Origin of the sequence: Scytonema sp. PCC 10023 (assembly GCF_963920835.1) — a bacterium.
Taxonomy (GTDB): domain Bacteria; phylum Cyanobacteriota; class Cyanobacteriia; order Cyanobacteriales; family Nostocaceae; genus Kalymmatonema.
Genome location: NZ_CAWUDP010000132.1, coordinates 1 through 23,766, shown reverse-complemented (window position 1 = coordinate 23,766; position 23,766 = coordinate 1). Strand labels below are relative to the sequence as shown.

Sequence of the window (23,766 nt, the reverse complement as noted above, 5' to 3'; positions counted from 1 at the left end):
TTAACTGTCTTAACTGTCTTAACTGTCTTAACTGTCTTAACTGTCTTAACTGTCTCCTACTAATTTTTTTCCATATTGCGTAATGACTAATGATAAAAAATCTGTTGCCATATTAAGTAAAGAATTGTATTGTAATGATTGATTATTTCCCTAATTAATGACTAGCGAAGTAGAGGCGAGTGTATTCAGCATAATTTCTGTGCTACATTTTACCCGTAACGAATTGAGTAAAAGCAATGGCTACTTCTGAATTGACGAATATTGAGCAGAAAAACCAAAGGGAAATTTTCGAGACCGTTGAAAGCTTTTCCTCTCCTTCAGGGCAGAAAAATTTGTTTACCTTGAAGGTAATTGAGTATTTATTACTTGCTGCTTTTTTCTCTTCTGGAATAATTGTGATATTTTATCCAGATGATAAGAAAATTGTCATTGCAGGAGCAGTATCTCTAACGATTTTGTTTTTTTTGTTGCTCATCAATAGACAAGTGTTTGAAGACTCTAAGAAGTCTGCCAAGGAATCTGACCTCACCAAAAAAGCAGAGCTGTATACTTATCTATTAAGTAATCATAATTCCTGGAATAAAAATACGCTGACTTTGGCAAGAGGAAAGGCTTTACAGTACTGCCAAGACTTGATTGATGATTATAAAAGAATTCGGAGTGTATCGAGGAACCTTTACTATAGTTTGCAAATTGCGACAGTTATTTTATCAGGAGTCACACCAATTTTAGTTTTGGTAGACAAGTTAGAAGCAGGGCAAGCCTGGCTGAAGTGGCTTCCTGTACTTTGCCCAGCTATTGCTTCTATAATCGCCAGTATAGTTACCTCTTTTCCTTTTCAGAAGAATTCGGTTGCTGCTAACACAGCCGTTGAATTGTTAGAGGCTGAACAAGAGAAATTTATATTGGGAGTAACTCCGCCTTATCGTTGTTACGATGTGTCTGACGAAAGCCAACAGCAACAAAAGGCAAGCCAGGCATTAGAATACTTTATTATTCAAGTGAATAACATTCATCTCAACCAACTGCAAGAACAACAAACGGCTGAGAAGCAACCAGAAAAGACAGAATCAACTCCATCTGACGAGCAAAAGCAGGAGCAGGTAAAGCAAGCTAGCACCAACTAGCAGCTTAAACATAGCTTTAGAAAGTTTCAAAGAGACTGGGTATGGGGTTAGGTGGGAGCGTCATGACTAGCAGAGCTTTTTGTGACGGACAAGAATCCTGATTGAGAATACCACCTCACCCCATTCAATTTGGAAGCGATTGCGCTCCGCGCACTGCAGAAAAATCTTTTCCTCTTTGAGCCGCGTTACTTCCATATGATTGGCGCTCCATCTCAATAAAATTATTGAGCGCCTTAAGTACTGTTTGCTGTTCGCTGTTAGTAAGGCGACGTGAGTTCGACGGGTTGAAAGAAGTGAGCAGTCAAATGAGCCGCCAATCATTGCTAGACCCAAATCGCTCGTATACTTTTAGCAATTACTTTGAGTTAGGGTTTCCGGTTGACGATTTAGTAGCTGAATTTGGCTATTCGTTCGAGCGTAAATTTATCGATTTGCCTCAATATTCAGGTACATTAGACCGACTTCTCGATTTAAAACAGCGGATTGAAGAAGTGTTACCGTATGTGGATTTAGAGAACGAAGCGACACGCCGGGAAATGCTAATTGCGCCGATTATCACTGATTTAATCCACTATTCCCGCGCTAAATTACGAATCGAATATAGTATTAAAGTAGACAATAGACTTCAAGGAAATTTGGATTATTACCTGCGAACAAAGACTCATTTAATTGTGATTGAAGCCAAGCAAGCAGATATCAACAAGGGATTTACACAACTGGCGACTGAAATGATAGCCCTTGATAGATGGATTGATTCGACTCAAGCAGAAATATTGGGAGCAGTAACGACAGGTAATGTTTGGCAATTTGGTATATTATACCGACAGGCACAAAGTATAGAACAAGCGATTAACCTCTACCGAGTAACTGAAGAATTGGAAGTGGTACTCAGGATTTTGCTGGCTGCGCTGATGAGTGAGAGTTAATTTTTATACACTTTAATCAAAACAGGCGATTAACATCTTTAAACTCTCTTATTGTCATTGTGTCAATCTCCTGAAGGCATTGTTTTGATTATAAATTTTCCCTCTCGCATTTTTTTGCAAATTTTGGGATGCTCCTTGAGAAACTAGGAAAAAGAAGAAGGCAACAAGAACCTTCTTCTTTTTCTTCATCTCGTCAGTTACAAACAACTTTTAACCAACCACAAAATTGACTAACTTCCCTGGCACGACAATCACCTTTTTAATTTCCTTACCCTCAAGGTAACGCTGAACAACTTCTGACTCACGGGCATACCTTTCCAATTCTGCTTTATCTGCTTGTGCCGGAACTTGCAGATCTGCACGCTTTTTGCCGTTGACTTGAATCACCAAAGTGATTTCATCAGCGACCAAGGCAGATTCATCATACTTGGGCCAAGCTTGTTTGTGGACTGATTCGCTGTTACCCAATTGATGCCACAATTCTTCAGCAATATGCGGTGCCAAGGGTGCCAGCAACACTATCAAAGTGCGAATGCCTTCTACATAAATCGCTGAATCTTTGCAGCTAGCTTCAGCCAAGGCGTTACTCAACTTCATCAATTCTGACACAGCGGTGTTGAATTGATATTCGCCTTCCACATCTTCCGTGACTTCTTTGATAGCAATGTGAATTGCCCGCCGCAAGTCTTTTTGGGCTTTACTCAGTTGTCCTTGCTGATTGTGGGCTACTCTTGGCTGGTTAGTAAAATCTGTCACCAATCGCCAAACGCGGTTTAAGAAGCGGAATTGCCCTTCCACGTCAGCCTCATCCCATTCGAGATCTTTTTCTGGCGGCGCTTTGAACAGGATGAACATCCGCGCAGTGTCTACACCGTATTTCTTAATCACATCTTCCGGGGCGACACCGTTGCCCTTGGACTTAGACATGGTAGCGTAAAGGCGTTGCAACACTTCACCTGTTTGCGGGTCGCGAGGATCATCTGGATTCGTGACGAGAGAGGAAGGAATCCATTTATCTTTTCCAGATTTGTTGGGATTCATATAAGTTAAACCCTGTACCATACCTTGAGTCAACAGGCGTTGGAAAGGTTCGTCAAAATTCAACAAACCGCGATCGCGCAGTACCTTAGTAAAGAACCGCGAATACAACAAGTGCAAAATCGCGTGTTCAATCCCGCCCACGTACTGATCCACCGCCATCCAGTCATTTGTCTTTGCAGGGTCAAAAACTTGTTGCTCATTCTTAGCATCAGTAAACCGCAAGAAATACCACGAGGAATCAATAAAGGTGTCCATCGTGTCAGTTTCCCGCTTTGCCCCAGTGCCGCAAGTTGGACAAGGCACATTCACCCAGCTTTCTAACTTAGCCAAGGGTGAACCGCCACGCCCTGTAAATTCCACATTTTCGGGCAACTGCACAGGCAAGTCTTCGTCTGGAACTGGCACCACGCCACAGTTAGGGCAGTGAATCACTGGGATGGGTGCGCCCCAGTATCTTTGCCGCGAAATCAACCAATCCCGCAGACGATACTGTACCCGCGCTTTGCCAAAACCTTGTTTTTCAGCGTATTCCACTATGGCTTGCTTGGCATCTGTGGAAGCCATTCCATCGAATTGACTGGAATTAATCACAAATCCGGGTTCTGTGTATGCCTGTTGTAAAGACGTTGCATCCGAGAGTTCTACATTATCTGGATTATCTGGTGGCACAATCACCACTTTGATAGGCAAATTCTGTTCCTTGGCAAACTTGAAATCGCGTGTATCATGTGCCGGAACACCCATGACTGCACCGGTACCGTATTCATACAACACGTAATCAGCTATCCAAATGGGAATTTCTTCCCCAGTAAACGGGTTAATTGCCTTACCGCCAGTGGGAATACCACGCTTTGGTTTATCTTCCGCAGTCCGTTCCAACTCGCTTTGATTGGAAACTTCTTGTATAAAAGCTTCTACCGCTGTTTTCCGTTCTGGTGTCGTGACGCGCTTTGTCAAGGGATGTTCTGGCGCTAACACCACGTAGCTAACGCCATAAACCGTATCTGCGCGAGTGGTGTACACGCCAATTTTTTCTTCCATCCCGACAATGGGGAATTCCAAGTACGCCCCTGTTGATTTACCAATCCAGTTTGCCTGCATCAACTTGACGCGCTCAGGCCAACCTGTTAACTTATCGAGGTCATTCAACAATTGTTCGGCGTAGTCGGTAATCTTCAAAAACCACTGCCGCAAGAGTTTGCGTTCAACTTTAGCACCACTGCGCCAAGAACGTCCTTCGTTATCAACTTGCTCATTTGCCACGACAGTTTGGTCAACAGGGTCCCAGTTTACCGCAGCTTCTTTTTGGTAAGCTAACCCCGCTTGGAAAAACTGCAAGAAAATCCATTGTGTCCATTTGTAATAGTCTGGCGAACACGTGGCAACTTCGCAATCCCAATCGATGGAAAAGCCAAGACGCTTTAATTGCTGCCGCATCTGGGCAATGTTTTCATAAGTCCACTTCGATGGCGGAACACCTCGGTCAATTGCGGCGTTTTCTGCTGGCAAGCCAAAGGCATCCCAACCCATTGGATGTAGTACCCGGTACCCTTGCATCCGTTTGAGGCGGGCAATCACATCAGTAATCGTATAATTACGGACGTGACCCATATGCAGGCTGCCCGAAGGATAGGGGAACATGGACAAGGCGTAGTATTTTGGCTTACTGCTATCTGTAACAGTTTTATCTAAGCCTTGTTCAGTCCATGTTTTTTGCCATTTTTCCTCAATCGCTACTGGGTTGTATCGGGACTCCACAATGAGAACTCCTAACTGAATCTAGTGGTCGCTTCTGTTTCGCTATTGTGGCATACTCTAGAGTTACTGCTACGAACCCTATTTTCTAAAATTAAAAAGTAGGATATTAGTATTGAGGATTCTTGGTGCTAAAAGTCTTTGTCTACGGCACGCTCAAACCAGGTGAAGCAAATTATCAAAGATATTGTGCTGGTAAGGTGGTCGAGACTACTAAAGCGATCGCACAGGGTAAATTATTTGCTTTACCAATGGGCTATCCGGCGATGACAGCAGGAAATAGCCTTGTCCACGGCTACTTACTATCGTTGACGAATTTAGATGTCTTAAAGGCTTTGGACGAGTTGGAAGATTACCACCCCGCCCGAGCCCCGTCAGAAAATCTTTACAATAGAAAACAAATTGAGACGTATAACCCACAAGGCAATTCGCTTGGTTGGGCTTGGGTTTACATAATGACACAAGATCTGGCGCTTCAATTACGAGGCGTCCACCTACCTAATGGTTGGTGGAGTGGCTCTGAAATTTATGAAGTATAGATTATGAATTATGAAATTTTAAAAAAAATAATTCATAATTCATAATTTTAGTTTATATCGTATTCAATATTTAGCTCGTGCTCGACATCATGCGATTGAGGTTCCACCTGATTCACTGGATTTTCACCAGAGGATTTTGCTGTTTTTGGAATTGGGATCACCGGGTTATTTATGGCAACCATGAGCGGTGAACTGACAACAGCAGGAGTGGGCATTGCTGATTGTGCCTGTTGTATTGGTTGGTTTTGAGCCATTTGAGGCAGCCTTGATTCGCCGCCTAGTAAACCAGACAATGCACCAATGACGCAAGCAGCAACAGCAGCGCCTCCACCGAACCATACTAGCCTAGTAGAACGACGGCGCAAACGTGCCATCACCTGCTCAACTGTTTCTTCTAATGACTGTTGTGGTTCCGGTACTGGAAGAGTCCGTATACCTTGCCGTAGCTTTAACAGTCGGGCATACAAACGCTGAACTGTCGGATCGTCTGCAAGCCATTGTTCAACTTGCTTGCGTTCAGCAGCCGTCACCTCACCATCGAGGTAAGCACTCAATAACTCGAAGCGATCGCGCTTCACCATATCCATAGCAACACCCGTTGATTCATTGGTATGCTTTGCCGAACCATCTGGCAAATCTTTATGATCTTGCAATTGGGAACGGTCATCAAACTGAGAATCAGTAGTCATCTTAACATTATTACCAATTCCTACACGGGTAAACACAGCGGACAAGCATGAGAACTTAATCAATTCTTCTCCTGTTGGCAGAAGCACTCTGTAATTTCTTTAATATTCTTAACGAATTATCATATCTGCCATTGACCAAAGGACGGAAACTGTTCATTACGAATCTAGATAATTTTGCAACTGAGATTGCAATCTCGCTCTTGCTCTGGCTATTCTCGACTTGACTGTTCCCAAAGAAACACCAGTGATTTCAGCAATTTCTTCATATGCCAATCCCTCGATTTCTCTAAGAACAATTGTAGTACGGAACACCTCTGGCAAATCAGCGATCGCCTCCCGCAGTTGCTCGTAAAACTCTCTAGTCGTCAGTTCTTCCTCAGGTCCGGGAGTATCTCCAGCAATTTCCCAATCCATTTCGCCATCGTCTACCGCACGGGGAGCGTCCAGTGACAAGGGACTAACAACCCGCTTGCGCTTGCGCAACTCATCGTAAAATAAGTTGGTAGCGATGCGGCTTAACCAACCCCGGAATTTGGCGGGTTCTTGTAATCGGTTAATATTCCGATACACGCGAATCCAAACCTCTTGAGCCAAATCAGCTCTGTCAGGCCAATCAGGAGCCAGATGGTATAGAACTCTATCAACCTGGGATTGATAACGGCGCAATAATTCGGCAAATGCCGCACGATCAGGGCGTAGTCCTGCTTGACAACGCAAAATTAGGTCGTGGTTTGAGATTTTGTCAACTTGCACCGAAACTTCTGGAAGTCTCGTATCAACCGTTGACCAGGGTACAGTAATCGATTGACTCATAGATCGTACTGGCTGTAAATCATCCCTATCTATTAGACCTGCTAATGAGCAGGAAGTTCCTTTATTGAGTGACGGATTTATGACTGGAACACTAGGGTATACTAACGAGTGGTAGATACGTGGCGGCACAAACAACTTCTTGGTGAGTTTTTTGCATAGAAACTTGCCTCCTTCACCCTTGAGTCATTACGTAATCCAGACACGGCAATGTTACTTATACTTGTGCAATATTAAGAACTGACCACATACGCTTGACATATTTAAGTTACGCAATAAGGACAAATATACAAGCAGGCATTGGCTCCCCACTAGTGCTTCATAAAACTTTATTCCCGTGGCAACGTTACTACGAGGTTTGGTGCTGTTTCGGCTTCTTGTGGGTAAATTTTGTTATTTGTATTTGTTTGCTCGCTGACTTGAACTTGCAAAAACAGATTTAAGGAAAAAGTAATCGTAACCGCTAGTAATAGTTTTTCCAACATGGTTTTTTTCTCCCCCACACCAATAATCATTGATTGCTACATTTAGTGAAGAGTTCCAAAGCGAGTAAGGTTTCTCACCTAGACTTTTTGATCGTCATTGCAGTAGCGGAATCCCCATAGCCCTAGTTTGCCTGGGACTATTGACAAATTCATGAGGGAACTAATAAGTATTTATGAATTTTTAGTGACCGAATCATGAGGGTATCAGTTTAACTATCCGTAAATGCTATTAATATTGCAAGCTCATTTTGACTTGCGAAGAATTCAGGAGTCAAAACCCGAGAGTAGAAACTCACAATGACAAAGACTTGCGACGGGAAGTAGGATGTAATAAAAAAGAGCATTCCTCACACCATGGCGCTCACGCGTCATTTGCATGGCGCACTCTCAGTAGAGCGGCTTTGTGCTTTAGCTCCAAGCCGGGAAGCCCCGCGCTCTACCCGCTCTTGGTGAGCGTCGGGAGTATGTCACGGTAGAGTAAGCTAGGGTAAGCTGATAGCTAAATGGAAGAAGATCTGGGTCTGCTGGAGAGAGACGATGGCGATAGTAAGAAACGACTCATTAACGCGTGTAGTGATGTTGCTCTGTTTTGGTACAGCAATCCTATCTCTGGCTGTCCATTGGCGCATGAAGACTATGACCCCTCATACCCAGTTAGGAACAGCAAGTGGAAACGTTTTATCTGGGCAAGCTTGGGCAGCAGAAAAACCGGGGCAAGTGACGCAGGAAAAAAGACATAATCCAGTTGTCTATCATATATCAAGCTTGCTCTCAGGTCAAGGTTTCGCTCAACAGAAATCTTCTCAAAGCCTGGCATCTGGAAAGAATCAATTGATAGTTGATTTGAGCGATCGCCGTGTTTACGTTCAACGTGGGGATCTCGTCATAGCAAGTTACCCAATTGCTGTGGGTAAGAAAGGTTGGGAAACGCCCACTGGTTCTTTCCAAGTTATGTATAGGCAACTCAATCCTACCTGGCGTCACCCGATTACTGGCAAAATATTTCCGTCGGGTGCTGATAGTCCTTTAGGAGACCGATGGATTGGTTTTTGGTCAGATGGACGGAATCAAATTGGCTTTCATGGCACACCAGATGATGAAGTCGTAGGGAGTGCAATATCCCACGGTTGCTTGCGGATGCGTAATCCTGATGTCCGCATGCTTTACAACCAGGTGAGTTTGGGGACGCCAGTGGAAGTACGTCAATGATCACTCATGAGTCATTTGTCTTGGGTTAATGACTCATGAGTGCTCAATACTCTGATTTTTGCTCAAAATGGGGTGCGTATGCTTGGAGTAAGGTACTGACTTGGCGCAAAACCTCATTGCCAGTGTTTTTAGTTCCGACAGGCGTTCTATCATCATTTGGTCGGTCTAGGTTGCGGGCGATCGCCTCGGCAACTTGCTGGGCAATCAATTCCTCAAGTTGTGCCCTTGCGCGTTGGCGTTGGTAGTTGGCACCTTCTTCTGTAGTAGCATATAGGGGTGGTAGGCGGTTGAGGGCGTAAGCGGCAATATCCCCAACATCTAGAGAACTTTCGCTAGTCGCTTCAATTTCCGCTACACGAGATATTGCCTCTGTCAGTACCAACTCTTCCATAACGTTGATAAATTGTTTGCGTGGTACCGCCACCACATCCCCACTCAACAGCGACACCATCAGCCGATCCAACGCTTTGTACTCCTCTATTGAGAGTTCACTAGCGCTATCACAGATTCGCCCGACTTCTGCTTCCATTGCTGGTGTAAGATAACCATCCTGGAGAGCTTGTTCCACAATTTTTTCAATACTCATAATGCTCATTATCTTTCAGCAATCCAAGCAAGGTGGGTACGGTACCAATCAATCCTATTTATTTTGCCCACTCATGAGCCAATAATACGCATAATACGCAAAAAGTTACTATTTTACTCCTTGATTTCGCCAGGGTACCGGGTCAACAGATTTGCCATTGACATAAAGCCCCCAGTGTAAATGCGGGCCCGTGGATGCGCCTGTTGAACCGACTGCGCCAATTAATTCACCGGGTTTGACAAAATCACCTTCTTTAACATTAATGCGGCTCAGGTGCATAAAAATACTTGCCACTCCTTGTCCGTGGTCAATGCCAACAACATTACCGTGAACCCGAAATCCTTGAGATACCTTGCCTACCAAAGCAACCCGTCCAGCCGCCGGAGCAACAACCGGCGAACCGGCACCACCAGCATAGTCAATACCGCGATGATAGTAGTCATCTGCGAATTTTCCATTATAGTACCTACGTACACCATAAATTGTACTGACACGTCCTTTATTAGGTGCTATAAAAGGACCATCCCAAAACTTTTCTGGTGTTTTTATCGCCTTAAACTCTGTTGCACGCTTGAGTTCATACTCTGTGGCTTGTACCCCAGCTTTTCCTGGGGGTAGATTAATGCGCTGTACCGGGAATTTGCGATTTCGTACTTGTACTGACAAGTTCTGCACTTGACCTTCGCCTGCAATCGTAAGAGTTCTGGTTCCAGCTTTTTCCAAAGGCGTTGTCGGGATCAAAGCCCGGTACTGTCCTGGTGCTATTTCATATGTTGCGTAAGTCTCGGAACCATTAGTAACTGTGACATTGCTACCATTAGCTGGATTATCTAAACTGACTACAACTGATATGGTATCGCCAAGTTGGGGAGTTGCTGGATTGACTTGTACTTGTAACGCTTTTGCAGGTGCTGCCAATGCAAAGGGTAGCGTAAATATGCCAAGTACAACAGTGGTTGCACGCACGTTGGTTTTGAAAGCTGTCACGCTTAAACCCAGTAACTTTTTCCCAGAACTACTAGCGTAATATTCGATCGTCATACAGGAGCTACTAAAAATCTTCTTCTTTTGAAAGACAGACTAAAGTATAGTTTGAGTTTCCTAAATTTGCTGTAGTTGAAACAGTATTGAAATCATATGCTACCAAAATCTCATGTAAATTTTACGGATGTGGTAGTCATAAGCGGATTACTGAAATTCTGGAAGCCACAATTCTGATACCTTAAAACCACTGGTTCTAAGAGGATGTTTGAGAAGTATCAAATATTTTATTTGATTTCCTTTGCCCCCCTTAAAAAGGGGGACTTTTACCCCCCTTTTTAAGGGGGATCATTGATAAATTTTGGTACAAAACTACACTTTCCAAACATCCTCTAAGTTTAGTCAACGCCATACTAATAGCGTTGACAACTGTAACGAACTGACTTCCCACACTAATAAAAAACTTTGTATGCTGAAGCTTAATAGGTTTTAATAGTTCTTTTATAAGCTTGTGCAAGAAGATTTTAGGCTAATAGTTGATTTAGTTTCAGTTTTCGCCGTTGCCGCCTGTGGTGGACTTCTGGCGGCACTTTTGCGACAACCCGTTTTACTGGGGTATCTCATTGGTGGGATGGTTGTAGGACCAGCCGGACTAGGACTGATTAAAGAATTGATTCAAGTAGAAACTTTGGCTCAGTTCGGAGTCGCGTTTTTATTATTTGCCTTGGGAGTTGAGTTTTCCTTTACAGAACTTAAAAAAGTCCAGGCGATCGCTCTTGGAGGAGGCGGACTACAAATTGCCCTGACGATTCTAGTTACGGTTTTGGTGTGTGGACTCACAGGAGCGTGGGCATATCTTCCTGCTAAAGGAGTATTTCTGGGGGGAATTTTGTCTTTGTCTTCCACAGCAGTTGTCCTTAAATGTTTGATGGAGCGTAATGAAACAGAAACGCCTCATGGACAGGTGATGCTGGGAATTTTGGTCGTGCAGGATTTAGCGCTGGGACTGATGATCGCGGTTTTGCCAGCGCTTCACCAACCAGCAGAATCACTAGTCATAGCAGTGCTGTTGGCGCTGTTGCGGATTGGTTTATTTGCTGGTGGTGCAGTCGCCGCAGGCATTTGGCTCATACCTCCTTTGTTGCGACTGCTAGCCCGTACTGAAAGCCGAGAATTATTTTTATTAGGCGTGGTGGCGCTGTGTTTAGGTATTGCCCTACTGACAGAGTATATGGGGCTTTCTATCGAAATGGGGGCGTTTGTCGCTGGTTTGATGATTTCAGAGGTGGAATACGCCGACCAAACCTTAACATATGTGGAGCCACTACGAGATATTTTTGCTTCTTTATTCTTTGCCTCTATTGGGATGTTAATTGATCCAGTGTTTTTGTGGAACAACCTGGAATTAATTCTAGGACTGGTGACACTGGTATTTGTTGGTAAATTTTTGATTATTACGCCACTTGTAAAATTGTTTCGCTACCCGTTGAAAACAGCGTTGCTCGCTGGGTTCGGACTAGCTCAAATTGGGGAATTTTCCTTTGTTCTTGCCAGTGAAGGACAGGTGCTGGGGCTGGTTTCAAGGCGGGTGTATTTACTGATTTTGGGAACGACAGCAGTAACATTGGTGCTGACTCCTTTTGTGCTGCGTTTGGTGCCGATTATATTTGACTGGGTAGAATCAATACCTTGGTTAAAGCCCTATTTAAGCGGGGAAGGTCAGCCGTTGGAAGTTGCTGACGAACTACCGATCAAAGACCATGTGGTTGTTTGCGGTTATGGACGAGTGGGACGAAATTTGGTGAAGTTGCTACAGCAGCACGATTTGCCTGTGGTGGTGATTGATCAGGCAGAAAGTCGAATTCAGCAGTTGCGAGAAGCTGAAGTTCCATATGTCTATGGTAATTGCGTGAGTTTTCACGTTTTGGACACTGCGGGAGTAAACACAGCAAGGGGAATGGCGATCGCACTTCCTGACCCCATGAGTACACGTCTTTGCCTGAAACGCGCTTTGGAATTGTCTCCTAACTTGGATGTCGTTGTTCGCGCTACCAATGATAAAAGTATTGAGGTGCTTTATCAACTTGGGGCGCGGGAAGTTGTGCAACCAGAATTTGAAGCGAGTTTGGAAATGGTCGCTTACATATTAACTGACTTGGGTTTCAATACTGCTATGGTGCAGCGAGAAATGCAGGAAATCCGCAATCGTCATTATTTGGATTTGCGACCAGAACAATCAGCGTCTGAGGTTTCCCGCGATTTGCAACAAGCAACTCAAGACCTCAACAAGCGTTGGTATCCCTTACCATCTGGTTCACCTCTCGTCGGTATGACCTTAGACGAAGCAGATATGCGCTACTTAACAGGGGCGAGTTTGATGGCAATTCGTCGCGAAGGAGGTGAAGAAATAGATTATCCTCCGGCTGAGACTACCTTGGAAGAGGGCGATCGCCTTTTGGTTGTTGGTTCTAATGATGAATTGGCGGCTTTGGATGAATTCGCCAAAGGTCAAGCTGCTGTTCCTGGAGAAAATAGCGCTTGTCAATGGGTAACTATCTCAGCCAACAGCCCAGTTGTTGGGAAAACTCTTGCAAATTTGGACATCCGCAACCAATATGGGGTCATGGTGCAGGCAATACGGCGAGATGGTAAATTTATCCGCTTTCCCGATCCTAGCAAGGACTTACAACTCCACGACCAAGTTTTATTGTGCGGTAATTTGGCTTCTCTAAATCAACTTGTACAGTTGCTTACCCCAGTTCGGGAAATACCGCTCTCTATCCCAGTGGTGAAAGCAGGCGAAGCAGAAGCACTCAAAGAGTTTTTACCGATGGATACTGTGCTGGATTAGGTCAAAGAAAGAAGACAGAACAAAAAAGAATAGACATCTCCAGAAATTAATTGTGCGTTGTCTACAATCCTTGTAGAGACGTGCCATGGCGAGCCAGCGCTGCAGGAGGGTCTCCCTCGTGCCGGCTCTGGCGTCACGTCTCTACATTTTGGAGAGGTCTAATGAAGAAGATATTCTTTATTGTTCTTTGTTTCGTATATATGCAATGGCTTGCTTCCACACAGTCGTTTGCTCGCTGTTTTCATCCACAAGACACACACATTGTGCGTCTTGCCATATCACTTTCCCGGTTAATATGTCGCCAGTAAGCAGTTTTAATTGAATTGTCGCTGCTTGTTGAATCAGGTTTTGTATTTGCCGAACGCTAGGCAGTGAGGTGTCAAATTCCGTAATCATACTTATTAGTTGTTAGTCATTAGTTATTAGTCATTAATTTAGTCGTAACTCACAATTGACAAAGGACAATAGACTAATGACATAGAAAGTTAAACATACTTCATCGATTTTGGCAATGGCAATCGAATTTACTAAGTATCACGGTCTGGGCAATGATTTCATCTTGATTGACAATCGCTCGTCATCAACGCCCGTTATCACTCCCGAACAAGCAGTTAAGTTGTGCGATCGCCACTTTGGTATCGGTGCTGATGGTGTTATTTTTGCCTTGCCTGGCGAAAACGATACTGACTACACCATGCGGATTTTTAATTCCGATGGTTCAGAACCAGAAATGTGTGGCAATGGTATTCGCTGTTTGGCTGCTTTTTTAGCTGATTTAGAAGGTGACGCCAAAAAGAGCGACCAATATCGCATTCATACGCTAGCTGGTGTGATTACACCCCAACTCATGAGCGATGGTCAAGTTAAGGTGGATATGGGTATCCCCAAGCTACTGGCTGGTGAAATTCCTACCACTATACGCCCAGCTAACGAAAAAGTCATTAATCAACCGCTAGAGGTAGCAGGGAAAACTTGGGATGTTACCTGTGTCAGTATGGGGAATCCTCACTGTATTACCTTTGTAGATGACGTTGCAGCAATTCCTCTGGAAGTCATTGGTCCCGAGTTTGAGCATCACCCAGCTTTTCCCCAAAGGATAAATACAGAATTTATTCAAGTGGTGCGTCCTGACTACGTGAAAATGCGGGTATGGGAACGAGGGGCTGGTATTACTTTGGCTTGTGGTACGGGCGCGTGTGCGTCCTTGGTCGCGGGTGTATTGACGGGGAAATGTGAGCGTAAAGCTACAGTTGAGCTTCCTGGAGGACCTTTGCTAATTGAATGGTCAGAAATTGACCAACGGGTTTATATGACTGGACCAGCTGAGCTAGTGTTTACTGGGAAAATCGGCTAGTGTGCATAAAAAATGCACAATTCCAGAGCTTCTTGTAGGGTGGGCATCTTGCCCGCCGATGATTTTAGATATTAGGACGAGCGAGATCCCTACCCTACAAAAAATATGTTACCTACACTACAAAATTATTGGGGTCATTCAGTTGTGCAACCGAAACATTCTCTACCCTGATAAACGGTCGAGCCGGAAGATTTCCTGAACCATCACTGTCAATCAGAATTTCAGTATCTTTTCCTCTTGCGCCAAAGGATATGTAGCCATCGGCGATCGCATTAGTTCCGTTGTAGCCACCTGTGACAATGCTATCAAGCAATTGACTAAAGTCAAACTTGTCAGCACCTACTGTAAAGTCCAGAATGTTGTCGCCTTCATTAATGCTGTTGCCATTACCATTTAATGTGGTGTAAACAATTACGTCATTACCACCGCCAGTGGTGATATCGTCTTGACCACCAAAGCCAGTAATTCTGTCACCAAAGGCAGTTCCCGCTATGGTGTCCCGACTCGATGTACCATTAATCACATTTATGAGATTAAACCGAGCTAGGACGGGATCATGGTCACTGTCTTGAACGGCAAACTCTGAGTTGATGTGAACCGCATCAAATCCATCCAGTTTACTGAGCAAATTGCTACTGACCAAAATATGATCCAGTGTTTGGGAGTTGCCGTCAAAGACGTAGCTGTATCGCTCGTTCTGAGGCAGCGTTTCAATCAAAGTCGTCAGTCCAGCGCTTTCCAAGTTGTTGACGGGGTTGGAAAACTCAAAGTCATTTAAGTCACCTGCTACCACCACATTGGCATTGGGGTCAATAGCCAAAATACTTTGGACAAAATCTTTGACTAAAGTGGCTTGCTGGTTGCGCTGCGTCTCACTTGTAAGCGTTGGTGGTTGATTCGCTCCGAACAGGGGTTGGTCGCCGCCTTTGGAGTTGAAGTGGTTGCCTACTACAAACACAGTTTGACCGTTGAATATGAATTCACCCACCAAAGGTTTACGACTGTTGTTGAAGGCAGAGTTGGTAGGGTCAATTAGACCAGGACTAAAAGAAGGCTCAGGAGCACCACCCACGTTGTTGACTGTGGTGGCAGAGGTGGAGGTACCACCGGGGCGGTCAACAAACTGTACGCGCCCAGGATTGAACAGGAAGCCAACTCGGATATTACCACCAGGTTCTCCGCCGTTGGTGTCATCTACTGGGTTAATCTGGCGGAATTCATAGGTGGGACCGCCAGCAGATGCGATCGCATTAATTAATGTCTGGAAGGTAAGACTTGCATCAACGACACTGTCATTTGTTGGTCCGTTGTTGTCCTGAATTTCTTCCAGGTTAATGATGTCTGGGGATTTTAGGTTATTGACTATTCGGCTAGCGAGGTTGTTAAACTTTGTCGCAGCATCACCAGGGTCAAGGTTTTCTACGTTGAAGGTTGCAACTGTAAGTTGGTTAGCGGAGGGAGTCAGGTTGGTAACTTCCCGCTGCAAACCACCAGAGGTAACGCTGGGCAGAGGTTGAGTATTCAACAGCTTGAAGTTGCCAAAGCTGTAGTCAATGACCCCAACAGTCGCCCCGTTAAAGCTATCTCCGACGTTCACCTGTGGCTCACTGGTAATAATCGCATCATCAATAATGATTCGTTCTGGGTTAAAATCACCAGGCTGAATCACAATGCCGCCACGAGCCGTGCGGACGCTAGCGTTTGCGCCGTTGTCTGCCAACACTGGGATTTCACCATTATCACTGGTTGGTCCAACCGCCACAGCATTATTGACCTGCACTAGCATTCCTTCCACGCTTTCGTAGAAGTCGATACCATCTTGCGCTGGGTCAAACAACGTAGCAGCATTTTCTACATTGCCATTTGCGGCATCATTACTAATCACTTCCGTAGGAATTGCTCGTCCGCCATTGCCAAGAATGGTGGCTGTTGGCAAAGCATTGCCACTCGACAAGGTGACAATTGATGAGCTGCTAATCTGAGTGGTGGTGAGGTTATTAGTGCCACCAGAACCACCAGGGCGGAACTCCGACACTGTACCGCTGACCGTTACCGAGTCTCCTACAGCGACTGTCGGTGCAGAGCTGGTGAAAACAAAAATTCCCTCTGATGTTTTCTCGTCATTATCCGGGTTAGGGTCTTGCAGGTAAAAGCCGTTGGAACGTGTAGCTGTGACAATACCGGGAACGTTACTCACCGTCTGACCATTTAAAGGTGAGATATGGGCTGCACCTTGAATGTCATGGATCCGAACAGCTGGAGGAGGCGGTGGGGGAGGAGCATCGACAGTAGAGATAGAAAAGTTATCTATTCCCAAACCGTGATCAGCACCAGAGTTGTCTACATCTTGCCAGCGCAGCCATATTTCTTGACCAGGAGCAACATTCAAACCACCCAAAGTAGAAGACAAAGCAGTGCGGTTTGCTGTTGCGTTACCATCTAGAGCACCAGCAGTTGCTGTGGTTACTGGACTGGTGAAATCTAACGTATTGAAATCAATCCAGCTACCTGAAGTTAAACTGGTTGCGCCAACTTGATATTGAAAATCTAATATTTGTGGACTAGTATTCCCAGCATTTCTCCACTGCTCGCCTATGTAGCTAATGTTAAGCCCGGTAATCGTGTTAGAAGTGTTGTTAACAAAACGAGCTCCATAATAAATCGTGTTTGTACTGCCAGATGTCACAGATCCTAAAGCTCGCTCTGTGCTGCCAGTAGTACCAAAGCTGTAGAATGACCCTGTATTGCTTGAGCCAGTACCTGCTGTATAACTAGTCCTATTGGAGTACCAGCCAGAAATAGTGGAGTCATCATTCCACGAATTGGTGCCTGAATTGGCTAACGAATCAAAGTTTTGAGAATAAGGACTGTTCAGGTTAATTGCGGGCATGGAAGCTCCTCATTTACTCTAAAGATAAAAACGAAACGAATAGTTTCAGTCGAAAAAGTAGGGATGAAGTTAAGAACGACAATTTCAACTTGTCCGCCGCCTGCTAGCTGTCGCTCACCCAAAAGCGAGTCCCAATTTTTCATATGTGTCTAAATTGACACATTTTACTTAGGGACACTAGGAGAAGGTTGTTACTAGCTATTAAAATTTCTCTACTAAATTTGGACGAGGGTAGATGTAAGTGTAGACGCTCAACTTACCCATGATCATTTAAAATCCACTGTTTTTTCATACCCTGGCACAACGTGTATATTACTACGTTATTCATTGTGTTATTTACGGTTATTAATTAATTTAATGATGCGATTTTGATGTTCTTGAGCAGGTAGATTGCAGTGTAGTTCACCTTTTAAGGAGAAGTATGAGCTTGCTCTCTATAGCATGACTTATAAATTACTCTAATAAAACAGAATGTCAAATTAATTTCAGTTTTATCAAAACGATTACGTGTTATCACTTATGGATAAACTTATAACTATAATTGCTGAAGATAAAAGCAAAGTTAAGTTAACTTTAAAAGTAATCTGGAGTAAAACTAAAACTTTAACGCCCAAACTATAAGGTAGAAGTTCATTAGGAATATAGGGGCGTGGTAGTGATGCGATCGCCCTAGCATTGCATATGAACAGTCCAATTTACGTCGCCCAAGAATTACTCGAACAACAAGGTCTTTCTACAGACGCGTGCTTCTGCAGGAGGTACGCGTCTGTACACTCTACATTTAACCTTGAACCAAAACTAAGGTTTGGTTTTGACGCTGACAGGACCATAGACAGAAGTCTGACACGCCAAGCGGTAGTTTTCCGGCTTTCTCTTAAGCATCACCTTTTCTACGTCCGTCCGGGAAGAAAGGTTTTCCATCCCTTCAACAATTTCCACAATGCAAGTGCCACATTGACCGGAACCGCCGCAGTTAGCCAGTTTTGCCAGCATCTTGTAAATGGGGATGCGGTTTTCTAAAGCTTTTAGCCTCAAGTTAGCACCATATGCTGCTACAACTTCCTGATTTTCGTTGACAAAATTGATTGTACTCATGATGCAATTCCTTGTGTTATTCAACGTTTTGTATTCCAACACAGGTGCTACTTACGCTGCATATTATAGAAAACTTGTTATGTTTACGTTTACGTTGGTAATTTATTTACCTTTCTGTAAGTTTATACGAAGTTTCTCTCTGAAATCTCGCAAAATCCCAATTTCCCAACAATAAGGCAACTGGCGTGGCAGCTTTGCTCCCCTGAATAAATCCAGGGGATTCAAACAAGCAACAATTATCGCAGAGCGGCACAGAAGAAACGTGAGTTAGAGCGTCGTAAAACAGCGTATGCTGAAACTAATAACCGTCGTGTTGTCAACGAAATCTTGAGGCATGGCAAGAATATAAAAACTGAGAACGTCTCAGTGAAAGGATGGCAGAAACGCTACGGTAAAGCCCTAGCTGCCAAATCTCCAGGATTTGTTCAATCAGAATTGAAACGCAAAGCTGAAAACGCTGGCGGTTCGTTCATCAAGTTCTCTATTCAAAAAACCGCACTGTCTCAAACTCATCTAGACGGTAGCCGCATCAAAAAGTCCTTGTCGGAGCGAGTTCACCGGGATGTCACAGGAATCCGTGAACATCATCGGGATTTGTTCAGCGCGTTTTTGAGTAGGCATGTTAATCAGGATGTGTTGGTGTTGCAGGATGCTCAAAGCGAGTATCCAGGGTTGGAACCAATCTTGTTGGAGGCGCACCAACGTTATTTAACTCGCAAGCAAGTAAGCGCGTCTGAAAGCAGGAAGCCTGGTTCTCCCTCAGAGCGAGTCTCCAATGAGCCACTAACCGCTGACCAGATAGCTGAATCGAGCAAAAAGTCAACCGAGGATGTGGCGTGAATCCCCGTCGCTGTCTTCGCGGGGAGGGTTCAAGGTTAGATTGTCGTGCAATAGTACAGGCACTTTTCCTGATGGTGAGTATTGCCTAATTTGTGAAGAGGATTCTGGTGTGTAAAGAGGGATGCGAATTTCGTTGAAATTCAATCCCAATTGCTTCATTGCCAACCAAGGACGCAGTGACCATGATGAGTAATTCTTCTTGCCAATCACCAGAATAAGCTGTGTCATATTAATCTACCTCTACCACTAATGTGACTACACAGAATAAGAAGCAATATCGCCAAAATGTTTTGCACCAACCTCTATCTTCGATAACGCTGTTCAATCCATGCAAGGATATCAGCTTCAGAACCAGAGCAGAAATATCCTCCTCTCTGAGGATCGTAAGCTTCCCAATAGGTGTTACCCATGCGATCGCGTCTCTGCCAAACTTGCAATTCTTCAGGACTTGTTAGCGCATAAATGAATTTTTGCCAAACTTTATACAGCCATGAGAAAGAGAACGAGGTTTGCCAGTTAGCTTCTGTTTCTGCGTTTTGACTAAAAGCAGTGCTGAAGTTTTCTGACTTCAAATTGATATCTTTCATAACAGCAGCCTTAATATTTGTATTGCAACCATGACGGTAACAACTCTTGTGTTGGTATTCAAAACATGATGTGCATAGCTTCTATAAATGGCATTTATAAATTAGGGAGAGAGGGAGAAAGGGAAGGAGGGAAGAAAATACTCTGCTTGTTTTGCTAGGTGCGACAGTTGGATTACAATAAGTACTACATTGAACTCCCGGATTTGCCATGAAACTTTCTCAGCTTCTAGCCGTCGTCGCAGTGGCAGATAATGGTAACTTCAGTGAGGCAGCCTTGGAATTGAACCTGTCTCAGCCAGCTGTAAGTCATGCGTAGACGCGAAGCGGCTTGTCGCCAGACATCGCCACACTCGAAGAGGAACTGGGCGTACAGTTGTTTGTTAGAGGTCGGCATGGTGCAGTGCTGACACCAGCAGGAGAAAAAGTTGTTCCTTATGCCCGTTTGGCACTGCAAAATATAGAAACAATGCAAAAGGAAGCAGATCTGCACAAAAGTTTACACGGTGGAAGCGTGCGAATAGCTTCTTTTCGTAGCGTGGCAACCCATATTTTACCAGAAGTGATTGCTGATTTTCGTTCCCGTTATCCTGAAATTACTGTCAACATAGCGGAACGGTTTGGTCATATTGAAGTTGAGCAAGCTCTTCGTGATGGACAGGCTGATATTGGGTTTACTTATTTACCAACATCTGCAGAATTTCAGGCTTGGGAACTGCTACGTGATGAATATATTGTTCTCTTACCTCCAAAGGCAAATATTCCTGCTGACCAAATTACATGGGAAGATATAGCCGCTTATCCCTTGGTTTTGCTGCCTTGCTTACCTTGTGGTCTTGCACTACATAATCATCTCAAGGCTAAAGCACCGCCGATGTGTACTAATTCTTCTATTGTAGAAGATTCAACAATTGTCAGTATGGTTTTAAAAGGATTGGGGGCTGGTATTATAGCACGTCTTGCAGCTGAACCTATTCCAAAAGAAGTGCAGGTATATAGTTTGCCAGTTCCCTTTGAAAGAGTGATTGCTGTAGCGATTTTGGCAGATGCTTTACACACTCCAGCAGTCTTCGCGTTTTTAGAAACTCTCAAAAAGTACGCTCAAGCAACTACTAAAATATGCAATTTATCAAGCCAGTTTGTCTCCACGACAAGGAAAAAATAGAAGCGTTTCTGCGGCGTCATCCTTTTTTGCATTTGTATGAGCTTGGAGATTTAGATGACTTTTTTTGGTCATATACGAACTGGTACGCACTTCAGGATAGTGACAGTATCCGCCAAATCGTACTGTTGTACGTTGGTGCAGAACTTCCTGTTTTACTAGGTTTTACTGAAGGTTCTGGAGAAGAGATGAGTGAACTGCTGCACTCGATTTCACATCTTCTGCCAAAGCGGTTTTACGCCCATTTAAATAGTAATACAGTAGAAATTTTTGCCAAGGACTATCAAATTCAATCTCATGGAATTTATCACAAAATGGGTTTCACCAATCTCTTGTATTTAAATTCATATTTAAATAAAGTAGATACATCTTCTGTAGAACAGATGTCTCAGTCAGATTTGCAGGAGCTAAAAGCGCTGTATCATCTGAGCTATCCAGGCAACTGGTTTGACCCAAGAATGCTGGAAACAGGGCATTATTATGGTGTCCGTCAAGGAGCGGTATTGGTGAGTGTGGCTGGTGTTCATGTATATTCACCTCAATATAAAGTTGCAACACTTGGCAATGTCACAACACACCCAGATTTTCGTAAACAAGGTTTGGCAACAAAGGTTTGTGCAAAATTGTGCCAGTCATTATTAGACAGCGTGGATTACATCGGTTTGAATGTCAAAGCTGACAATACAGGTGCAATATCCTGTTATGAAAGATTGGGATTTGAAAAAATTGCCGTTTACGGAGAGTATACCCTTGAGTTGAAATAGCTTTGGTAGTTTATCAAAAGTTTTCTCAGACACTCACTATTGTAGGGTGGGCAGTGCTTACCGTATTTTCCGAGAAGATCCAGGTTTTGCTAAGCACTGCCCACCTTACGTGTCGTTCAAAAATCAAATAGGAGTCCTATAGTTGATCAAAAGTTTTCTCAGAAACTCACCTTCTTACAGCGCTTTCAAAAGGATAAACTTTAAACCACATGGTAGGGGCACTTAGCCTTGCTCATTGGTGTCAACTTAACGTTCAACCCTTTATTCCACGTTGATTTACCCCACCCCCAACCCCTCCCCTTGCTAAGGGGAGGGGAGGTGCCTCGTTCCCAGCCTCAGGCTGGGAATGCCTACTGGCACAGGCTCTGCCTGCCTTACTTGCTCAAGAGCCGCCCCACCGCATTTCCAGGTACAACCTGGAAACGAGATTTTAGAAGAGTTTTGGCTTAAGTTGACACCAATGAGCAATGTCACTCTCATCCTCTGGGGGATTGGTATTGAAATACTCGCGGATAAAATCGCACCCTTCCCTGAGTAAATAATCAAAATCCCACCGCCACAGTTTCACCGTCTTGTCAGCACTGGCCGTTGCCAGCATCTTGCCATCCGGGCTGAAGCTGACGCCCCAAACCGTGTTTGTATGCCCAGTCAGGGTTCTGATTTGTTTGCCGGTGCTAGTGTCCCACAGTTTCACCGTAGAGTCAGCATTTGCAGAAGCCAGCATCTTGCCATCCGGGCTGAAGCTGACGCCCCGAACCATGTCTGTATGCCCAGTCAGGGTTTTGATTTGTTTGCCGGTGCTGGTGTCCCACAGTTTCACCGTCTTGTCAGCACTGGCCGTTGCCAGCATCTTGCTATCCGGGCTGAAGCTGACGCCATTAACCGAGTTTGTATGCCCAGTCAGGGTTTTGATTTGTTTGCCGGTGCTGGTGTTCCACAGTTCCACCGTGTTGTCAGCACTGGCCGTTGCCAACATCTTGCCATTGGGGCTGAAGCTGACGCCCCAAACCGTGCTTGTATGCCTAGTCAGGGTTTTGATTTGTTTGCCGGTGCTGGTGTTCCACAGTTTCACCGTCTTGTCACCACTTGCTGATGCCAGCATCTTGCCATCCGGGCTGAAGCTGACTCCATTAACCTGATTTGTATGCCCAGAGAAAGTTTTGTTTTGTTTGCCAGTGGAGGTATCCCACAGTTTCACCGTCTTGTCACCACTTGCTGATGCCAGCATCTTGCCATCTGGGCTGAAGCTGAGGCCCCAAACCCAGTTTGTATGCCCAGTCAGGGTTGTGATTTGTTTGCCAGTGGCGGGATCCCACAGTTTCACTATCTTGTCATCACTTGCGGTTGCCAACATCTTGCCATTGGGGCTGAAGCTGACTCCATTAACCTCATTTGTATGCCCAGAGAGGGTTTTGTTTTGTTTGCCGGTGGTGGTGTCCCACAGTTTCACCGTGTTGTCATAACTTGCAGAAGCCAGCATCTTGCCATCCGGGCTGAAGCTGAGGCCCCAAACCAAGTTTGTATGCCCCTTGAGGGTTGTGATTTGATTACCGGTGCTGGTGTCCCACAGTTTCACCGTGTTGTCACCACTTGCAGAAGCCAGCATCTTGCCATCCGGGCTGAAGCTGACGCCATAAACCCAGTCTGTATGCCCCTTGAGGGTTTTGATTTGTTTGCCGGTGCTGGTGTCCCACAGTTTCACCGTCTTGTCACCACTTGCTGATGCCAGCATCTTGCCATTCGGGCTGAAGCTGACGCCATTAACCGAGTTTGTATGCCCACTCAGAATTTTGATTTGTTTGCCGGTGCTGGTATCCCACAGTTTCACCGTGTTGTCACGACTTGCAGAAGCCAGCATCTTGCCATCCGGGCTGAAGCTGACGCCATAAACCCAGTCTGTATGCTCAGTCAGGGTTTTGATTTGTTTGCCGGTGCTAGTGTCCCACAGTTTCACCGTAGAGTCAGCGCTTGCAGAAGCCAGGATCTTGCCATCCGGGCTGAAGCTGACACTATAAACCCAGTTTGTATGCCCCTTGAGGGTTTTGATTTGTTTGCCGGTGCTGGTGTCCCACAGTTTC

Annotated in this window: 21 protein-coding genes and 1 pseudogene; 10 read left to right on the top strand and 12 right to left on the bottom strand. The window is 44.7% G+C overall.

Annotation, left to right across the window (positions count from 1 at the left end; all coding sequences use genetic code 11):
* The first annotated feature begins 236 nt into the window (after window positions 1-236).
* Together ACM0OZ_RS42735 and ACM0OZ_RS42730 are read left to right on the top strand one after the other, a co-directional pair.
* Window positions 237-1,127 carry a DUF4231 domain-containing protein gene (locus tag ACM0OZ_RS42735; protein ID WP_414588956.1) on the top strand — a complete coding sequence of 297 codons (891 nt, stop codon included), beginning with the start codon at window positions 237-239 and terminating at the stop codon, window positions 1,125-1,127.
* A gap of 305 nt (window positions 1,128-1,432) precedes the next feature.
* Entirely contained in the window at window positions 1,433-2,053 is a 621-nt protein-coding gene (locus tag ACM0OZ_RS42730) for a hypothetical protein (RefSeq protein WP_414588955.1), read from the top strand.
* Between the two features lie 210 nt (window positions 2,054-2,263).
* On the opposite strand, the gene leuS is transcribed toward ACM0OZ_RS42730, so the two are convergent.
* On the bottom strand, window positions 2,264-4,852 hold the full coding sequence (gene leuS, locus ACM0OZ_RS42725; RefSeq protein ID WP_414588954.1) for a leucine--tRNA ligase: 2,589 nt from the start codon (window positions 4,850-4,852) through the stop codon (window positions 2,264-2,266).
* A gap of 125 nt (window positions 4,853-4,977) precedes the next feature.
* On the opposite strand from leuS, the gene ACM0OZ_RS42720 reads away from it, so the two are divergent.
* Window positions 4,978-5,388: a gamma-glutamylcyclotransferase gene (locus tag ACM0OZ_RS42720; RefSeq protein ID WP_414588953.1), complete on the top strand. Its 411-nt coding sequence runs from the start codon at window positions 4,978-4,980 to the stop codon at window positions 5,386-5,388.
* A gap of 47 nt (window positions 5,389-5,435) precedes the next feature.
* On the opposite strand, the gene ACM0OZ_RS42715 is transcribed toward ACM0OZ_RS42720, so the two are convergent.
* The 3 genes from ACM0OZ_RS42715 to ACM0OZ_RS42705 all read right to left on the bottom strand — a co-directional run bounded on the left by ACM0OZ_RS42715 (window position 5,436) and on the right by ACM0OZ_RS42705 (window position 7,372).
* The gene (locus ACM0OZ_RS42715; RefSeq protein WP_414588952.1) at window positions 5,436-6,077 is read right to left on the bottom strand and encodes an anti-sigma factor family protein; all 642 of its coding nucleotides are present in this window, start codon (window positions 6,075-6,077) and stop codon (window positions 5,436-5,438) included.
* Window positions 6,078-6,233: 156 nt separating this feature from the next.
* Complete coding sequence (locus tag ACM0OZ_RS42710) at window positions 6,234-6,890, bottom strand: sigma-70 family RNA polymerase sigma factor (RefSeq protein WP_414588951.1); 657 nt, start codon at window positions 6,888-6,890, stop codon at window positions 6,234-6,236.
* Window positions 6,891-7,216: 326 nt separating this feature from the next.
* Window positions 7,217-7,372, bottom strand: a complete 156-nt coding sequence (locus ACM0OZ_RS42705; protein WP_201279549.1) for a hypothetical protein — start codon at window positions 7,370-7,372, stop codon at window positions 7,217-7,219.
* Window positions 7,373-7,909: 537 nt separating this feature from the next.
* Here ACM0OZ_RS42705 and ACM0OZ_RS42700 point away from each other — a divergent pair.
* Window positions 7,910-8,581, top strand: a complete 672-nt coding sequence (locus ACM0OZ_RS42700; RefSeq protein ID WP_414588950.1) for a L,D-transpeptidase — start codon at window positions 7,910-7,912, stop codon at window positions 8,579-8,581.
* 43 nt (window positions 8,582-8,624) lie between these two features.
* Here the strand turns inward: ACM0OZ_RS42700 and ACM0OZ_RS42695 are convergent, their stop codons facing one another.
* Both ACM0OZ_RS42695 and ACM0OZ_RS42690 read right to left on the bottom strand, forming a co-directional pair.
* Window positions 8,625-9,167: a late competence development ComFB family protein gene (locus ACM0OZ_RS42695; protein WP_414588949.1), complete on the bottom strand. Its 543-nt coding sequence runs from the start codon at window positions 9,165-9,167 to the stop codon at window positions 8,625-8,627.
* Between the two features lie 108 nt (window positions 9,168-9,275).
* Window positions 9,276-10,208, bottom strand: a complete 933-nt coding sequence (locus ACM0OZ_RS42690; protein WP_414588948.1) for a M23 family metallopeptidase — start codon at window positions 10,206-10,208, stop codon at window positions 9,276-9,278.
* 451 nt (window positions 10,209-10,659) lie between these two features.
* Between ACM0OZ_RS42690 and ACM0OZ_RS42685 the strand changes: the two genes are divergently transcribed.
* Entirely contained in the window at window positions 10,660-12,999 is a 2,340-nt protein-coding gene (locus ACM0OZ_RS42685; RefSeq protein ID WP_414588947.1) for a cation:proton antiporter, read from the top strand.
* A gap of 177 nt (window positions 13,000-13,176) precedes the next feature.
* Here the strand turns inward: ACM0OZ_RS42685 and ACM0OZ_RS42680 are convergent, their stop codons facing one another.
* On the bottom strand, window positions 13,177-13,395 hold the full coding sequence (locus ACM0OZ_RS42680) for an Hfq-related RNA-binding protein (RefSeq protein ID WP_414588946.1): 219 nt from the start codon (window positions 13,393-13,395) through the stop codon (window positions 13,177-13,179).
* 115 nt (window positions 13,396-13,510) lie between these two features.
* On the opposite strand from ACM0OZ_RS42680, the gene dapF reads away from it, so the two are divergent.
* Entirely contained in the window at window positions 13,511-14,353 is an 843-nt protein-coding gene (gene dapF / locus ACM0OZ_RS42675) for a diaminopimelate epimerase (RefSeq protein WP_414588945.1), read from the top strand.
* A gap of 112 nt (window positions 14,354-14,465) precedes the next feature.
* Here dapF and ACM0OZ_RS42670 read toward each other — a convergent pair whose 3' ends face one another.
* Entirely contained in the window at window positions 14,466-17,243 is a 2,778-nt protein-coding gene (locus tag ACM0OZ_RS42670; protein ID WP_414588944.1) for an endonuclease/exonuclease/phosphatase family protein, read from the bottom strand.
* Window positions 17,244-18,041: 798 nt separating this feature from the next.
* Complete coding sequence (locus tag ACM0OZ_RS42665) at window positions 18,042-18,338, bottom strand: 2Fe-2S iron-sulfur cluster-binding protein (protein WP_414588943.1); 297 nt, start codon at window positions 18,336-18,338, stop codon at window positions 18,042-18,044.
* Between the two features lie 366 nt (window positions 18,339-18,704).
* Between ACM0OZ_RS42665 and ACM0OZ_RS42660 the strand changes: the two genes are divergently transcribed.
* Window positions 18,705-19,178: a hypothetical protein gene (locus ACM0OZ_RS42660; RefSeq protein ID WP_414588942.1), complete on the top strand. Its 474-nt coding sequence runs from the start codon at window positions 18,705-18,707 to the stop codon at window positions 19,176-19,178.
* Here ACM0OZ_RS42660 and ACM0OZ_RS42655 read toward each other — a convergent pair.
* Window positions 19,158-19,406: a glutathione S-transferase N-terminal domain-containing protein gene (locus tag ACM0OZ_RS42655; protein WP_414588941.1), complete on the bottom strand. Its 249-nt coding sequence runs from the start codon at window positions 19,404-19,406 to the stop codon at window positions 19,158-19,160. The genes ACM0OZ_RS42660 and ACM0OZ_RS42655 overlap by 21 nt on opposite strands.
* 74 nt (window positions 19,407-19,480) lie before the next feature.
* Window positions 19,481-19,765: a hypothetical protein gene (locus ACM0OZ_RS42650; RefSeq protein ID WP_414588940.1), complete on the bottom strand. Its 285-nt coding sequence runs from the start codon at window positions 19,763-19,765 to the stop codon at window positions 19,481-19,483.
* 208 nt (window positions 19,766-19,973) lie between these two features.
* Between ACM0OZ_RS42650 and ACM0OZ_RS42645 the strand changes: the two are divergent.
* The 3 genes and pseudogenes from ACM0OZ_RS42645 to ACM0OZ_RS42635 form a co-directional block, all read left to right on the top strand.
* A pseudogene (locus tag ACM0OZ_RS42645) lies at window positions 19,974-20,174 on the top strand (LysR family transcriptional regulator); the annotation flags it as partial.
* Between the two features lie 57 nt (window positions 20,175-20,231).
* On the top strand, window positions 20,232-20,927 hold the full coding sequence (locus ACM0OZ_RS42640; protein WP_414588957.1) for a LysR family transcriptional regulator substrate-binding protein: 696 nt from the start codon (window positions 20,232-20,234) through the stop codon (window positions 20,925-20,927).
* Entirely contained in the window at window positions 20,882-21,688 is an 807-nt protein-coding gene (locus ACM0OZ_RS42635; protein WP_414588939.1) for a GNAT family N-acetyltransferase, read from the top strand. Before ACM0OZ_RS42640 ends, ACM0OZ_RS42635 begins: the two co-directional genes overlap by 46 nt.
* Window positions 21,689-22,118: 430 nt before the next feature.
* On the opposite strand, the gene ACM0OZ_RS42630 is transcribed toward ACM0OZ_RS42635, so the two are convergent.
* Window positions 22,119-23,766: WD40 repeat domain-containing protein (locus ACM0OZ_RS42630; RefSeq protein ID WP_414588938.1), on the bottom strand; the 1,648-nt coding region annotated here is incomplete at its 5' end.

Bases quoted from the DNA above. Each gene is read 5' to 3' on its own strand.
- ACM0OZ_RS42680 (WP_414588946.1), bottom strand. From the start codon at position 13,395: ATGATTACGGAATTTGACACCTCACTGCCTAGCGTTCGGCAAATACAA.
- ACM0OZ_RS42670 (WP_414588944.1), bottom strand. From the start codon at position 17,243: ATGCCCGCAATTAACCTGAACAGTCCTTATTCTCAAAACTTTGATTCG.
- ACM0OZ_RS42710 (WP_414588951.1), bottom strand. From the start codon at position 6,890: ATGAGTCAATCGATTACTGTACCCTGGTCAACGGTTGATACGAGACTT.
- ACM0OZ_RS42635 (WP_414588939.1), top strand. From the start codon at position 20,882: ATGCAATTTATCAAGCCAGTTTGTCTCCACGACAAGGAAAAAATAGAA.
- ACM0OZ_RS42655 (WP_414588941.1), bottom strand. From the start codon at position 19,406: ATGACACAGCTTATTCTGGTGATTGGCAAGAAGAATTACTCATCATGG.
- ACM0OZ_RS42715 (WP_414588952.1), bottom strand. From the start codon at position 6,077: ATGACTACTGATTCTCAGTTTGATGACCGTTCCCAATTGCAAGATCAT.
- ACM0OZ_RS42730 (WP_414588955.1), top strand. From the start codon at position 1,433: ATGAGCCGCCAATCATTGCTAGACCCAAATCGCTCGTATACTTTTAGC.
- ACM0OZ_RS42690 (WP_414588948.1), bottom strand. From the start codon at position 10,208: ATGACGATCGAATATTACGCTAGTAGTTCTGGGAAAAAGTTACTGGGT.
- dapF (WP_414588945.1), top strand. From the start codon at position 13,511: ATGGCAATCGAATTTACTAAGTATCACGGTCTGGGCAATGATTTCATC.
- ACM0OZ_RS42650 (WP_414588940.1), bottom strand. From the start codon at position 19,765: ATGAAAGATATCAATTTGAAGTCAGAAAACTTCAGCACTGCTTTTAGT.
- ACM0OZ_RS42700 (WP_414588950.1), top strand. From the start codon at position 7,910: ATGGCGATAGTAAGAAACGACTCATTAACGCGTGTAGTGATGTTGCTC.
- ACM0OZ_RS42640 (WP_414588957.1), top strand. From the start codon at position 20,232: ATGCAAAAGGAAGCAGATCTGCACAAAAGTTTACACGGTGGAAGCGTG.
- ACM0OZ_RS42705 (WP_201279549.1), bottom strand. From the start codon at position 7,372: ATGTTGGAAAAACTATTACTAGCGGTTACGATTACTTTTTCCTTAAAT.
- ACM0OZ_RS42695 (WP_414588949.1), bottom strand. From the start codon at position 9,167: ATGAGTATTGAAAAAATTGTGGAACAAGCTCTCCAGGATGGTTATCTT.
- ACM0OZ_RS42665 (WP_414588943.1), bottom strand. From the start codon at position 18,338: ATGAGTACAATCAATTTTGTCAACGAAAATCAGGAAGTTGTAGCAGCA.
- ACM0OZ_RS42735 (WP_414588956.1), top strand. From the start codon at position 237: ATGGCTACTTCTGAATTGACGAATATTGAGCAGAAAAACCAAAGGGAA.